This is a genomic window from Cellulomonas hominis (genome assembly GCF_014201095.1).
Classification (GTDB): Bacteria; Actinomycetota; Actinomycetes; order Actinomycetales; family Cellulomonadaceae; genus Cellulomonas; species Cellulomonas hominis.
The window spans coordinates 3,549,620-3,563,693 of sequence record NZ_JACHDN010000001.1; the positions used below are offsets into that span (position 1 = coordinate 3,549,620).

Consider the following 14,074-nt stretch of genomic DNA (forward strand, 5'->3'; position numbering starts at 1 on the left):
GACGCGGCGTCGCGCGGCTGCTGCCGCACATCTGAACGCCATGACCCTGAGCTTGGCCGCCGACGCGCTTCGCGCCCTGCACACCCTCACCCGACTCGACGGCCCGGCCCAGAGCTGGGAGCGGGAGATCCTCGCCGCGTGGCCGGGCTGGGGCGCGCTCGCCCCCGCGTTCGCGACCCAGCCGAAGGGCAAGTGGATCCAGGTCGCCGACGAGCTGGAGAACCTGCTCGGCGACCGGACCGACTGGCTCGCCGCCGGTCTGCAGGCCACCGACACCAGCTACTACACCCCCGGCTGGCTCATCGACGGCATGCTGGACGTGCTCACGCGAGTCGGCTTCACGGGCGGCGACATCCTCGAGCCTGGCTGCGGGTCGGGCCGCTTCATGGGCACCGGCGCCCTGCCCGGCGCCCGCTGGACCGGCATCGAGGCCGACCCCGTCTCCGCCGCGATCGCCACCGCCCTGCACCCCGAAGCGACCATCCTGGCCCAGCGTCTGGAGCACACCACCCTGCGGGAGGCGTCCTTCGACGCCGCGATCGGCAACGTTCCCTTCTCCGGGGCCGCCCCGTTCGACCCCGAGGTCAGCGCGCCGAACCTGCACGCCTACTTCATCCTGCGCGCGCTGCGCGCCGTCCGCCCTGGCGGGTACGTCATCGTCGCCACCTCCCGCTACCTGCTGGACGACGCCCGTCACACCGACGCGATCACCGAGCTCGGCGAGCTGCGCGGAGCGGTCCGGCTGGCGTCGGGGACCTTCGAGGCCACCGCCGCCGTCGCCGACGTCCTGGTGCTGCGTCGCCGCGGAGGGCAGCCGGTTGCCGGTGCCTGGGACGACGTCAAGCACCGAACCGGTGGCCCGCTGCGCTCCGGGTACCGGTTCGGCGACGGCGAGGTCCGCGGGGACAACCGGCTGGTGGTCCGCAACGAGGCCGGCGACCAGGGCTTCAACACCCCCGAGGTGAAGGTCAACCGGTACTGGGAGCTGCACCCGACCCACGTCGCCGGCCGCATGGTCGCCACCGGGTTCGACCGCGCCCCGCTCAACGTCCTGGCTCAGGACCCCGCCGCCTCAGGCGCCGCCGCGCTGGCCGCCGCGACGGCTGACCTGCCGTCCCTACCGCCGCGCCCGGAAGCCGTCGACCCGTTCGAGGGCCTGGTGCTCGCTGATGCGCAAGGGCGGCGGGAGGGCTCGCTGCACCTGATCGACGGTGCCGTGTTCCAGGTCGTCGACGCGACGCTCGTGCCCAAGGACCGGCCCTCCGCCGAGCTGCGCGCCCTGATCGGCCTGCGGGACGCGATCGTGACGCTGCTGGCCGCCGACGCCGAGCACACCCAGGCCCGCGACAGCGACCCGGTCGCCCACCTGCGCGTTGCTGCGTTGGACGCCTACACCGCCTACGTGACGAAGTACGGGCCGCTGAACCGCGGCACCCTGCACGAGGGCGCGCTGGACCCCGAGACCGGCGAACCGAAGTTCTCCTGGCGTCGCCCGCCGATGGGCGGGTTCCGCCGCGACCCCGACTACATGACCGTGATGGCGTGCGAGGTCTACGACCCCGACACCGAGACTGCAGAGGCCGCCCCGGTGCTGTTGCGACCGGTCAACCGGGCACCCCGTCCGATCGAGCGGGTCGAGAGCCCAGCCGAGGCGATCGCGGTCTGCCTGGGCGAGAGCGGGCGCATCGACCTGGAGCGCGTCGCCGGGCTGCTCGACCTTCCCGCCGACGCCGACCCGATGGCAGCCCTGGGCGCGCTGGCCTACCTCGACCCCGACACCGGCCGGGCGGTCCCGGCCCGCGACTACCTCTCGGGCAACGTCCGGCAGAAGCTGGCTCGCGCGCGCACCGCCGCGGCCCGCGAGGCCGTCTACGCGCGCAACATCACGGCGCTCGAGCGCGTCGTACCGGAGGACTTCGGCCCCTCCCGCATCCGGGCCACCCTGGGTGCGCCGTGGATCGCGCCCCAGCACGTTGCCACCTTCACCCAGCAGGTGCTGGGCCAGCGCGCCGACGTCCGGTACTCCGCGGCGCTGGCGCTGTGGGAGATCGAGGGCAAGTGGTGGGGCAAGCCTGAGCAGGCGCTGGCCTGGGGCACCGGACGCAAGACCCCGTTCCAGATCCTCGAGGCCACGCTGAACGGGCGCCCGCTGACGGTCGTCGACGAGGTCTGGGACGAGCACGCCAAGCGGTACCGCTCCGTACGCAACCCGGGGGAGACCCTGGCCGCCGAGGAGAAGGCCACCGCGATGCAGGAGCGGTTCGCCACCTGGATCTGGGAGGACAAGGCCCGGGCCGAGGCGGTCGCCGCCGAGTTCAACGGCCGCTTCCGCTCCCACGTGGCCCGTGTCGCCGACGGCTCCGCCATGACCTTCCCGGGCCTGTCGCCCGACATCTCGCTGTGGCCCTGGCAGAGGGACGCCGTCGACCGGATCCTGTCGGCGCCCCGGACCGCGATCGGTCACGCCGTCGGCGCCGGCAAGACGCTCTCGATGGTGGTCTCGGCGATGCGGCTTCGCCAGCTCGGGCTGGCGACCAAGCCGATGCTCGCCGTGCCCGGGCACCTGCTGGAGCAGATCGCACGGGAGGCCATGCAGGCCTACCCCGGCGGGAAGTTCCTGATCGCGTCCAAGGAGGACCTGGCCGGCGACGCCCGCCGGCTGTTCGCTGCCCGCTGCGCCACTGGTGACTGGGACCTGGTCATCGTCACCCACGAGACCCTGGTGTCGCTGCCGGTCGACCCGCGCGCCGAGGAGGACTGGGTCACCGAGGAGAAGTACGCCCTGGCCGATGCGATCCGCTCGGACGAGAACCGCTCCTCCCGCGGCCGTACCGCCAAGGCCATCGCCACCGCCGTCAAGAAGCTCGACGCGCGCCTGGCCGAGTTGCGCCACCAGGTCGCCGACCCCGCCGCGGTCATGTTCGAGCACCTGGGCGTCGACTGGCTCGGCGTCGACGAGGTCCACATGTTCAAGCGCCTGAGCATCACGGCCCGAGCGGAGGGCTTCTCCTTCGGTGCGTCCAAGCGGGCCACCGACCTGCTGCTCAAGGTCCGGGTGCTCGGGCAGCGCCGCGGCGACCGGCCCCACTTCGCCGGGTTCTCCGGCACGCTGTTCTCCAACACCCTCGCCGAGATCTACGTCTGGCAGAAGTTCTTCCAGCCCGAGGCGCTGGCCGCCGCGGGTCTGGAGTCCTTCGACGCCTGGGCCGCCATGTTCGTCCGGTTCGTCACCGCGGTCGAGGTCGCCCCCGACGGGTCGGGCTTCCGGATGCACCGCCGTCCGGCGGAGATCACCAACACCCGCGCCCTGATGGGCATGTTCACCCAGGTCGCCGACCTGCTGCCCGCCGATGCGCTCCCGCTGGAGCGGCCCGAGACGCACTGGCACACCGAGGTCGCCCAGATGAGCGGGCCGCAGGCCGACTTCGTCGCCGCGCTGGCCACGCGCGCCGACGCGCTGCGCAGCAAGAGGCCCACGGCCGGTACCGACAACATGCTGCTGATCTGCAACGACGGCCGCCTGGTCGCCCTCGACCCCGCGTTGGTCGGGCTGGAGGGGCCGGCAAGCAAGCTCGACATGGTCGCCGCACGCGTCGCCGCGATCTACCACCGCGACGCGTGCCGCACCTACCCCGGCGCCGAGAGGCCCGGGTCGCTGCAGCTGGCCCTGTGCGACCTGGGCACACCCGGCGCCAAGGGCTCGCAGACCTACGGCCGCATCAAGGCCGCCCTGATCGCGCGCGGCGTCCCGGCCTCCCAGATCCGGTTCGTGCACGAGGCCGGCACCGACAAGGCCCGCGCGGCGCTGTTCGCCGCCTGCCGCGACGGACAGGTCTCGGTCCTGATCGGCTCCACCGGCAAGGTCGGCGTCGGCACGAACATCCAGACCCGGATGGCCGCGCTGCACCACGTCGACGTCCCATGGCGCCCGGCGGACATCGAGCAGCGCGAGGGCCGCGGCCGCCGGCCGGGCAACAAGGCCGGCCGGCTGGACATCTACCGGTACGTCACCGAGGGCTCCTTCGACGCCTACATGTGGCAGACCAACCAGACCAAGGCAGGGTTCATCCACGCGCTGCTGTCGGCCTCGCAGGACGTCGACACCGTCTCCGACATCGGCGCCGCCGTCCTGTCCTACGGGGAGGTCAAGGCGCTCGCCTCGGGCAACCCGCTGCTGCTGGAGCACGCGCAAGCGCTGGCCGACGTGCGCCGGCTGCGGACCCTGCACGCGATCCACGCCCAGCACGTGGGCGACCTGAACCGCCGCGCCCGCGACCTGGGGGAGCGGGCCGAGCGGGCCCGGGCCGTGGGCCAGAGCATGGAGAAGGTCGCCGAGACCGTCGCCTCCTGGACCGAGCGACCGTACTTCGACCCGGCCAGTGAAGATGCCTCGGTCGCTTCGATGCTGACCCAGGAGCGGCCCGGCCACGGGCGCCTCTCGCGCTCCTGGCGCGGGCTGAAGGTGGAGCTGGGCAAGTCCCGGGTCGGCGCTCCTCGCCTGCTGCGGATCTACCTGGACTACCGCGAGCTCGACGAGGTTCGGGTGCCGCTGCGTGCACTGCGGCATGACGCGGTCGCCGCGGTCCGCCAGGCACTGGGGCAGTGGCTAGCCAGCACCGAGACCTTCCGGGCCGACCTGGCGCTTCGGGTCGAGGACGCCCGTGAGGAGGCGCGCGACCTGCTCGCGGCCGCCGAGACAGCCCGGTTCGAGCACGAGGAGGAACTGGCCGCCGCCGAGGCGCACCTGACCCGCGTCAACAACGCGATGGCTGAGGACGCCGCCGAGCACCTGGCGGCAGCCGCCTGAGCCGGGCCGATCGGCCCGCACATCTACGAGCCATGAGCCCGAGCCCCGCCACCCGTGCCACTCGCGTGCCCGCCGGCGTGCGGGCCGGCGGGCAGTTCGCCACCGAAGCTCGCGACGAGGCCCCGATGGGCCTGCTAGCGACACAGCAGGAGATGAGCCCGGACGAGGACGGCTTCCCGACAGTGCTGTGTGCCCGGTGTCAGGGGTCCGGCAAGTCGCTGTACAACCGGGACGCAGGCCACTCGCGCTGCTTCGCCTGCAACGGGCTCGGCCGGCGGTACCCGCGCGGCCCGGTCGCCGACGCGATCGCCCAGTTCTCCAAGGCCCGGACCGCGGCGGCGCGCCCGCAGGCGTGGCAGGTCCGCGCCGGGGACGTCGTCTCCCCGATCTACGAGGGCTACGGGCAGGCGAAGTGGGGCGTGGTCGAGAAGGTGCTGGTCGCGCGCGGCCGGCCGGTGCGCTTCGAGGGCGAGGGCGAGAACCGGCGGCCGACAGCCTGGGCTGCACTCCTCGTACTCGACGACGGGCGACGGCTGCAGGTCACCACAGACACGGTGCTCGCACGTCGAGCGAGCGAGGTTGACCCCGCCCCGTTCGTGGAGATGGCGCTGGCGGGGGAGTAGACGTCAGGCCCTGCGCCGGCGCCGCAGCGCGCGGGTGGTCCACGCGTCGTCGACGACCTTGGCCACCCAGAGGGCCGCGACAGCGAACGCGAGACCCGGCCAAGTCTGGCCACGACCACGCCCACCAGATCGAGCACCCGAGCAGGGCGGCCCAGGCCAAGGCGCCCTGGAGGCTGACCTGTGGGGCGACTGAGGCGCCCGTGGAGCGCGAGGTGTCCATGCCCCACAGATGTGCGGCATGGAGCCATGCGGTCTCGGTTCGAGTTGCTGCTGTCGAGTGCGAGATGCCGATCGGCGCTCACGGGTTCTACCTCCGGAGTGCCGCCGTGGTGAGCAGCGGTGGCCGATGACCATGCCGAGTGGCCGGGCGACGTCAGCCGACGGAGGTGCGGGCCTTCCTCGGTACGCCCGCTGTCGGCCGCAGGTCCGAGGGCGACGAGCAGCTGGCGATCTCCAGCGCGGCGCTCAGCGGCCTGAGGTGTCAGCCAGGACCGCGCCGGCGTCGAGCTCGGGCCGTGACGGCAGGTGGCGGTAGAGCGTCGTGCGGGGGATGCCGGTGCGAGCGCTCACCTGGCGAATCGTCAGGTGCTCGACGTCCCTGAGGTGCGCGGCGTACCGCAGCTGTTCGTCGGTCACCGTGCGAGGCCGACCGACCTGCTTGCCGGCGGACTCGGCGACGGCTCGCGCGTGGCTGACGCGCTCGAGCATGTAGGTCCGCTCCATCTGCGCGAACAGGGCGAGCATGACGACGGCGAGCTGGGCCATCGGGTCGTCCGGGTCGGTCGTGTCGACGCGGATCGGGTCGGCCAGGTTGCGCAGGCCGATGCCGCGCTCGTTCAGGTCGTGGAGCATGTTGAGGGTGTCACGGACCGTGCGCCCGAGGCGGTCGAGTGTGTGCACGACGATGACGTCGCCGCGGCGCGCGTACGAGAGCAGCCGCTGAAGCCCGTCACGGTCCGTGGTCGCGCCGGACTTCCGGTCGACGTAGGTGTGCTCGGGCTCCACGCCGACGGCGGCGAGCGCGTCGAGTTGGCGGGTCAGGTCCTGCTTCGACGTCGAGATGCGCGCGTACCCCAGCAGCATGCTCGGACAGTACCGGATGTCGCGGATGCCGGAGGTTCCGGGACGCGGCGTTGTGGGATGACTTCTGGTACGCGGATTCGCCGCGTGTCGCGTGTGACTTTCAGAGATCGCCGGCGGGGCCCCGCGGATTCTGAGTGGCGGCCTCGGCCGCCTGGGTCGCAATCGCCGCAGCCCGCTGACACCGGCGGGCACGGGCCGGTGATCACGACGACATAGTTGTCTTGGGCGTTGGACGGCTCGACCGGTCGTCTGTTTCAGCGGCGCTGACCGGTGATGAGACGTAGGAAGTCTCCGACGGGAACTCGGGCTTCGAGTGGGTGGCGGAAGGGCTGATCTCCGTTGACCGTGTAGCTGTTGCGTCGGCCGACGCGTTCCTTGAGGACGTAGCCGGCGTCTTCGAGGTTGCGCAGGATGCCTTGGACGGCTCGTTCGGTGATCCCCACCCGAGCGGCGATGTCGCGCAGGCGGGACTGTGGGTCGAGTGCGAGGCAGACGAGCACGTGGCCATGGTTGGACAGGAAGGTCCACTCAGGCAGGTTCTCGGGGCTTGGCTGGGCGGACACTCGTAGAGAGTACTGCGCAGACATGATCGGCAACTCGCGCATCGCCGTGCTGGTGTGGAGGGACGAGGTTTCGGCTTGGGTGGTCACGGCGCCTCGACCCGGCTCTTTGTGGGGCGGCGTGCAAGCACCGGCTCGTGACTCGCGAGGCTTGCGTCGGGGCCGACGATGAGGACGGGGAACGGCGCCTTGCGCGCGAGCTCCTCGGCGACGCTGCCGAGGATTCGTACAGACAGTCCGCGGCCTTTCCTGCCGATCGCGACGAGGTCGGCGTGGTGGCGTCGGGCGCAGCGCAGCAGCGCCGGCCCGGGTCGCCCAGCGAGCACCTCACAAGTGACGGCCCGGTCGCCGACGGTGCGGCGGGCAGCAGCCAGGAGCTCGTGGGCGGCGTGCTGGCGGCCGCGCCAGTCGATGTCGGCCGCATCGAAATCCACCACCGTCGCGAGCACGATGACTATCGCGGACTTCTCGTCGAACAGGCGCAGGACCGCATGCAGGGCCGCGTGGGACTCTAGGGATTCGTCGATGCCGACGAGGACCCGGGTGCTGTCGGTGGGGAAGTCGTCGGCCTGGTCCGCGTGTACGAGCCTGGGTGTGCGCTCGATGCGCTCGGCGGCCATGAGGGCAAGGAAGGGGCCGAACACCACGGCCATCAGGAGCCACAGTGGGTCGCGGTGACCGCGGCGCGCCATCCACAGGATCGTTGCTAGTCCCGCCGCGAGCCACACCGCACCCGCCACGGCGCCGACCTGAATCCCAGTCATCGTCACCGCCTCCCTCGCGCCTGTCTCCGGGTGCCACCGACTCGGGAAGCGGCGGTGGCGGCTGTGCCCGATGTCGACAGTGTAATCCTAATGCGGGAAACATAGTGCGTCTATTGTCACCGAGGTCGGGGTGACGTGGCCAAGGCCGAGATCACCCCGACGCGTCGTGTCGGCACGCGTGCCCACGTAGCCAGGTCGTTCGCGCCGCGCAGGAACAACTCGCCTCCGACGGCCGCGAGCCCGACGCCCGGGATAAAGGCCAAGGCGCCGGGCGTCACGGTCGGCCGGCTCAGCCGGTGCGGCCGGTGAGCCTGCGCGCGAGCTTGATGAGCTCTTCGACGAGGAGCACGGTGGCCGCGACGGCGGCGCAGGTGGCCCACTGGGCACCGGTCAGGGCGGTGGTGTCGAAGATCGAGTTGAGCAGGGGGAGCTGGACGGCGAGCACCTGCAGCAGGACGACGACGGCGAAGGAGCCCCACAGCCACCGGTTGGTGAACAGGTGGCGGGTGAAGACGCTCTCCCGCTCGGCACGGGCGTTGAGGGCGTTGAAGAACTGGAAGAGCACGAAGGTCGTGAAGGCCATCGTGGCGGCCACGGCGGCGCCGTACTGGTCGCCGGCGAAGGCGAGCACGCCCAGGGTGCCGGCGGCCATGACCGCCCCGGCGCGGAACATCTTCAACAGCCGGGCGCGCCCGAGGATCCGGGAGCGCCGGTCGCGAGGCGGCTCCTGCATCAGCCCGGGCCGCGCGGGGTCCACTCCCAGGGCCATGGCCGGCGGCCCGTCCATGATGATGTTGACCCAGAGCACCTGAATAGCGGTGAGTGGGGCGGGGAGCCCGGCGATGGTCGCGCCGAGGAAGGTCAGGATCGCGCCGATGTTCGTGGAGAGTTGGAACCGGACGAACTTGACGACGTTGTCGAAGATCCCTCGACCCTCGCGAACGGCCCTGACGATGGTCGCGAAGTTGTCGTCGGTCAGGATCATCGTGCCGGCTTCCTTGGTCACCTCGGTGCCGGTGATGCCCATCGCGACGCCGATGTGCGCGGCGCGCAGCGCGGCGGCGTCGTTGACGCCGTCGCCGGTCATCGCTGCGACGTGGCCGCGGTCGGTCAAGGCCTTGACGATGGCGACCTTGTGCTCCGGGGCGACCCGGGCGAAAACGCCGATGTCCTCGATGCGCTCGGTGAGCTCGGCGGGGCTCATGCGGTCCAGGTCCGCACCGGTGACGACGTCACCGGAGATGCCGAGCTCGCGTGCGATGGCAGCTGCGGTGTCGCGGTGGTCGCCGGTGATCATCTTGACCTGGATCCCGGCGCGGTGGCACAGGGCGATCGCCTCACGGGCCTCGGCTCGGGGCGGGTCGGCGATTCCGACCAGGCCCAGGAAGGTCACGCCGGTGAGCCGGTCGGCAAGGGAGGCGGGGTCTCTGAGGTCGTCGAGCAGTGTGGTGGCGACTCCGATGACTCGCAGCCCCTGGGATGCCAGGCGGCTGATCTCGGCGTGGACGCGGGCCAGGGCGTCCGGGCCCAAGGGCTTGACCCCGTTAGCGGTGGCGATGAACGCGCTGCGCCCGAGCAGCACGTCCGGGGCTCCCTTGAGGTAGGCGCGGGCTCGAGTGCCTTCGGCGTGGACGGTGGCCATGTACTTGTGCGCGGCGTCGAACGGCACCTCGCCGATGCGGGGGTGCTCGGCACGCAGCGCCGTGACGTCGATGCCGGTCTTGGCGGCGAGGACGACGAGGGCGCCTTCGGTGGGGTCGCCGACGATCGCCGGTGCACCGTCGCGGGTGGTCAGGACGGCGTCGCTGGCCAGCGCGGCCGCCCGCACCAGCGGATCGAGGTCGCTCGGAAGTGGGGCGCCGTCGGTCGCCCGCAGCTCGCCAGCCGGGACGTAGCCCTCGCCGGCGACGGTCACATCGCGACCGGCGACGACGACAGCTCGGGCGGTCATCTGGTTCAGGGTCAAGGTTCCGGTCTTGTCGCTGCAGACCACGGTCGCCGCGCCCAGGGTCTCCACCGAGGCCAGGCGCTTGACGATGGCCCCTCGGCGGGCCATCCGCTGCACACCCAGGGCCAGGGTCAGGGCCAGGACGGCGGGCAGGCCCTCGGGAACGGTCGCGACAGCCAGGGCGACTGCGCTGAGCGCGAGCTCGGCCAGGGGCTCGCCGCGCAGCAGCGCGAGCAGGGCGTAGGCGCCGACCGCGGTTCCACCGATCACGGCGATGCGCTTGCCGACGGCGTCCAGCTCGACCTGCAGTGGGCTCTTGGGCTCGGTGCCGGTGCGCAGCATTCCCGCGATCGCGCCGACCTCGGTGGCCATCCCCGTGGCGGTCACCACGAGCTCTGCGCGGCCGCGGGTCAGGGCGGTGTTCATGTACGCCATGCCGGTGCGGTCGGCGAGCGGGACCTTCGCGCCGTCACCGGTGAGGGCGGTCGGTGCGGTGGTCTTGGCGACCGGCTGGGACTCCCCGGTGAGCGCGGACTCGTCGATCTCGACACTCTCGGCGACGAGCAGGCGCCCGTCGGCCGGCACCCGGTCGCCAGCCTCCAGGAGCACGATGTCGCCAGGCGCGAGGTCGCCGGCGTCGATGACGTCGACCTGCTCGCCGCGGCGCACACGGGCGGCGGGGGTGAGCATCTTGCGCAGTGCCTCCAGGCTGCGCTCGGCTCGGTTCTCCTGGACAAACCCGATCGTGGCGTTGATCAGCAGCACGATGGTGATCACCACGGTGTCCTTGACGTCCCCGATGAGGCCGGCCAGGACCGCCGCGGCGATCAGGATCAGGATGAGCAGGCTGCGGAACTGGTCCAGGAACCGCCGCCACGCCGCCCGGCGAACCGGCTCGGCAAGCCGGTTTGGCCCGACCGCACTCAATCGCCGGCTGACCTCCGCTTCGTCGAGGCCCCGGCCGGGGTCGACTCCCAGGGCTTCGGTGACTTGCGATGCAGGGATCAGATGCGCATCCGGCACGGTCAGTGCGCTCCCGGGTGGGACGGCACTGGAGGTGCGCCCCTCGGCGGAGGCGGGATGGGCGAGGACTGGCTGCGGGTCGTTCGTGCGTCGGGCCGTGGGCACAGCGGGCTCCTGAAGGTTGGGAGGGACACGGGCACCGGCCCGGGCCGCTAGGGGGTCAGCGGCCCGAGCCGGGGGCGAGGTGGTCTCTCCCGCCCCCGCAGGGGCCGGCGGCCCGGGCCTTTCGGCCGAGATGACGAGACGCCGTGAGGGGGTACTCCCCAACCTTGCGATCCACGATGCCGGAACTTGACTTCGATTGTCAACAGGTCCGGCTGATCCCGTGGCCAGCGGAGCCGCAGCGCGAGGCGCCAGAGCTCGTCGGAGCCTTAAGGTTGTCCCGGATACGCGAATCGTGCTTCACTCGTTCCGCACGGACGAAGGGGAGTATCCCTGAGCGATGCGTCGTCATGACGGTTCCTGGGTGGGACCCGGCGCCTCGGGCCGATGGGCCGGGAGAGACCTTCGGTTGGACCGAGAACCGACCGAGGAGCACCCCATGACCGACCTGACCCACGAGCCCGTCGCCTTCAGCCGGTGGAGCGGTCCACGACACGTGATGTCGCCCCCACCGGCCGAGCTCGTCGTCGAGCTCCAGGCCCCGACCACCTTCCCCGCCATCACCCTGCTCCTTCCCACCACGGCCGGGAGTGTGATGACGCCGGAGGACCGCGTGGCCCTGCGAGGGCTGCTGGACCAGGCGCGGCAGCGGCTATACGCCGGACGCGTCCCCGCGGCCGACGACGTCCTAACCGAGCTGGCCCGGGTGGCTGAGGAGGCGATGACACTGTCGACCGCGTCCGGGCTGGCGGTCCTGACCTCGCGCGACGGCATCCGGGCCAGCATCCGCCTGCCCGTGGCGGTGGTGCCGCGCGTCGTCGTGGACGCATCCTTCGCGACGCGTGACCTTGTCCGCGCCCTGCACCGCACCCCCCGCCATGCCGTTCTCGCCCTGGGCTCGCGCCAGGCGCGACTGTTCGAGGGCGCTGGTGACGAGCTGCGCCCGGTGACCGGGCGTTTCCCGATCACCGCGGCGCGCGAGCAACGCCGTGACCCCGACCGGCCCGGTCTGGCGCGGTCCGACGCCGCCGCGTTCTATCGCGACGTCGACGCGGCGCTGGGAGCGCACCTGCGCCTGCACCCCTCGCCGATCGTGCTCGCCGGCTCACCGCGCGCCGTCGCCGGATTCAGGGCGGTCTCGCGTCATCTCGCCCGACTGGCCGGAACGGTCGAAGCTGACGTGGTCCGCGAGCCCCTCCCCTCGCTGGCTCGCCGGGTGCGACCGGTCCTCGAGCAGTACCTGCGATCCCGTCAGGAGGAGGCGTTCGGCCTCCTCGAACGTCGGATGGGATCCCAGGCTGCGGTCAGCGGCGTGGCCGCGGCGTGGCTCGCCGCACGCCACGAACGCCCCGAGATGCTCGTGGTCGACGAGTCCCTGGTCATGCCGGCCCGCCTCAGCCCAGACGGCGACTTCCTCGAGCCGGCGGAGGACCCGGAGGCCCTGGACGTCGTGGACGACATCATCGACGAGCTGATCGAGCTCGTGCTGCGCCGCGGCGGATGGATCGCCCTGGCCGAACCTGGCCGGCTGACCGCCCACGACGGAGTTGCCCTCACCCTGCGGACCAAGGCCGCGCAATGACTGCGCGTCAGAACGCGGCATCGCCGGTAACGGGCGCGAAGCGAGCAGCCCGCCGAACCCAGCTGGCTGCCGCCGCGGCTGGCGTTCGGGTGCTGCCCGAGCGCGCGCGAGGACTACGCCGGGCGAACCTGGCTGCCTGCGCGCTGCACGCCGTCAGTGCGGCCGCGGTGCTTGCACTGGCGGACGAATTCACTTTGCCGGTGACCGGCACTTACCTCGTGGGACCACCGGGCACCGACGGGCAGAGCGTCACCGTGCTCGACCTGTCCGTCGCTGGCGCTGTCGGCGCCTTCCTGATCCTGTCGGCGCTGTTCCACCTGCTGGTCAGCGCCCCATTCGTGTTCAAGCGCTACCTCACCGGATTGACCCAGCACCGCAATGTGTTCCGCTGGGTGGAGTACTCCCTGTCGAGCTCACTGATGATCGTCGTGATCGCCCAACTCTGTGGGATCACCGACGTCGCGGCGCTGATCGCCATCGCCGGCGTGAACGCCTCGATGATCTTCTTCGGGTGGCTGCAGGAGAAGTACCACGAGCCCGGCGACGGCGGGTTCCTGCCGTTCGCTCTCGGCTGCGTCGCCGGCGTCGTACCGTGGCTCGCGATCCTGGTCTACGTCCTGGCGCCCGGGTCGACGTCCGGGGCCGAACCACCTGCCTTCGTCTACGCGATCGTCATCTCGCTCTTCGCGTTCTTCAACGTGTTCGCCCTTGTGCAGTGGCTGCAGTACCGGCCCGTCGGGCGCTTCCGCGACTACCTCGTCGGGGAGCGCACGTACATCGCACTGAGCTTCATCGCCAAGTCCGCCCTTGCATGGCAAGTCTTCGCTGGAACACTCACCGCATGATCCCCCCGCCCTCACGCCACGGCACGGGCTCCTGATACCCACCCACAGCTCAAGCCCGGCGCTCTTGCCGCATCCTGTGTGGCGTCAAGCCTGCGTGCTCTGAGGCGCGATGACAGACCGGCGCCTCCACAGCGGATGTGCGCGTCGGACTGGGTGGGACGAGCCGATCGCCTTGCTTACGTGCTCACGCGCGCGAGGCGGCTCGGGGGTCAACGCCAGCGGGCGAAGACGACCAAGAGGGTTCCGACGGCCACGATGGCAGCCGCGTAGGACAACAGTTGGTCACCCGGTGGCCTGCGGACGAGCTCTTCGAGGAAGCGCACTGCGAGGACCAGGACCAAGGTCGCGGCGACTTTCGACTTCAGTGCGTCGAAGCTCTCGGTCGTCAGCGCCGGGGGGAGGTCGAGGTCGCTAATGCAGAGTTCCCACATGCCCAGGCCGACTTGGAGCAGCACCGTGCCGACCAGGATCGTGTCGATGCTCTCGAAGAGCAGGACCAGGGCTTCCTCGCTGGTGCCGGTACCGATCGCCCTGATGAACAGGACCGCCTTCACCAACGCCCAAACGAACGCCGTGGCACACAGCAGCAGGGACGTGATGGCGCTGAGCGCGCCGAGCCAGCGCGCCGACTCCAGCGCGCGACCGAGCCTGGACACAGTGCTCTGACGCGGCTCATCGCGCCCGGGTGCAGGATCCAACGAGACGCCCCTCCAATGCTCTTGACCGACACCGCCTAC

9 protein-coding genes are annotated in these 14,074 nt (G+C 71.5%); 4 read left to right on the forward strand and 5 right to left on the reverse strand.

Annotation, left to right across the window (positions count from 1 at the left end):
* Window positions 1–40: 40 nt before the first annotated feature.
* Together HNR08_RS16565 and HNR08_RS16570 are read left to right on the forward strand one after the other, a co-directional pair.
* Entirely contained in the window at window positions 41–4,807 is a 4,767-nt protein-coding gene (locus HNR08_RS16565; protein ID WP_146836598.1) for a methyltransferase domain-containing protein, read from the forward strand.
* 32 nt (window positions 4,808–4,839) lie between these two features.
* Complete coding sequence (locus HNR08_RS16570; RefSeq protein WP_146836600.1) at window positions 4,840–5,430, forward strand: hypothetical protein; 591 nt, start codon at window positions 4,840–4,842, stop codon at window positions 5,428–5,430.
* A 465-nt stretch (window positions 5,431–5,895) separates the two neighbouring features.
* Here HNR08_RS16570 and HNR08_RS16575 read toward each other — a convergent pair whose 3' ends face one another.
* The 4 genes from HNR08_RS16575 to HNR08_RS16590 form a co-directional block, all read right to left on the reverse strand.
* On the reverse strand, window positions 5,896–6,513 hold the full coding sequence (locus HNR08_RS16575; protein ID WP_146836603.1) for a recombinase family protein: 618 nt from the start codon (window positions 6,511–6,513) through the stop codon (window positions 5,896–5,898).
* A 254-nt stretch (window positions 6,514–6,767) separates the two neighbouring features.
* Complete coding sequence (locus HNR08_RS16580) at window positions 6,768–7,163, reverse strand: helix-turn-helix transcriptional regulator (protein WP_246803034.1); 396 nt, start codon at window positions 7,161–7,163, stop codon at window positions 6,768–6,770.
* Window positions 7,160–7,837 (reverse strand): universal stress protein, encoded by a 678-nt coding sequence (locus tag HNR08_RS16585; protein WP_146836606.1) that lies wholly within the window; start codon window positions 7,835–7,837, stop codon window positions 7,160–7,162. Before HNR08_RS16585 ends, HNR08_RS16580 begins: the two co-directional genes overlap by 4 nt.
* Window positions 7,838–8,126: 289 nt before the next feature.
* Entirely contained in the window at window positions 8,127–11,075 is a 2,949-nt protein-coding gene (locus HNR08_RS16590) for a cation-translocating P-type ATPase (RefSeq protein ID WP_221286377.1), read from the reverse strand.
* Between the two features lie 274 nt (window positions 11,076–11,349).
* Between HNR08_RS16590 and HNR08_RS16595 the strand changes: the two genes are divergently transcribed.
* Both HNR08_RS16595 and heR read left to right on the forward strand, forming a co-directional pair.
* Window positions 11,350–12,492 carry a baeRF3 domain-containing protein gene (locus HNR08_RS16595; protein ID WP_137773515.1) on the forward strand — a complete coding sequence of 381 codons (1,143 nt, stop codon included), beginning with the start codon at window positions 11,350–11,352 and terminating at the stop codon, window positions 12,490–12,492.
* Window positions 12,489–13,337 carry a heliorhodopsin HeR gene (heR, locus tag HNR08_RS16600; RefSeq protein WP_168199780.1) on the forward strand — a complete coding sequence of 283 codons (849 nt, stop codon included), beginning with the start codon at window positions 12,489–12,491 and terminating at the stop codon, window positions 13,335–13,337. The genes HNR08_RS16595 and heR overlap by 4 nt, the downstream gene beginning before the upstream one ends.
* A 209-nt stretch (window positions 13,338–13,546) precedes the next feature.
* On the opposite strand, the gene HNR08_RS16605 is transcribed toward heR, so the two are convergent.
* Window positions 13,547–14,035: a YqhA family protein gene (locus HNR08_RS16605; RefSeq protein ID WP_186812758.1), complete on the reverse strand. Its 489-nt coding sequence runs from the start codon at window positions 14,033–14,035 to the stop codon at window positions 13,547–13,549.
* Between the last annotated feature and the right edge of the window lie 39 nt (window positions 14,036–14,074).

Bases quoted from the DNA above. Each gene is read 5' to 3' on its own strand.
- HNR08_RS16595 (WP_137773515.1), top strand. From the start codon at position 11,350: ATGACCGACCTGACCCACGAGCCCGTCGCCTTCAGCCGGTGGAGCGGT.
- HNR08_RS16575 (WP_146836603.1), bottom strand. From the start codon at position 6,513: ATGCTGCTGGGGTACGCGCGCATCTCGACGTCGAAGCAGGACCTGACC.
- heR (WP_168199780.1), top strand. From the start codon at position 12,489: ATGACTGCGCGTCAGAACGCGGCATCGCCGGTAACGGGCGCGAAGCGA.
- HNR08_RS16585 (WP_146836606.1), bottom strand. From the start codon at position 7,837: ATGACTGGGATTCAGGTCGGCGCCGTGGCGGGTGCGGTGTGGCTCGCG.
- HNR08_RS16570 (WP_146836600.1), top strand. From the start codon at position 4,840: ATGAGCCCGAGCCCCGCCACCCGTGCCACTCGCGTGCCCGCCGGCGTG.
- HNR08_RS16565 (WP_146836598.1), top strand. From the start codon at position 41: ATGACCCTGAGCTTGGCCGCCGACGCGCTTCGCGCCCTGCACACCCTC.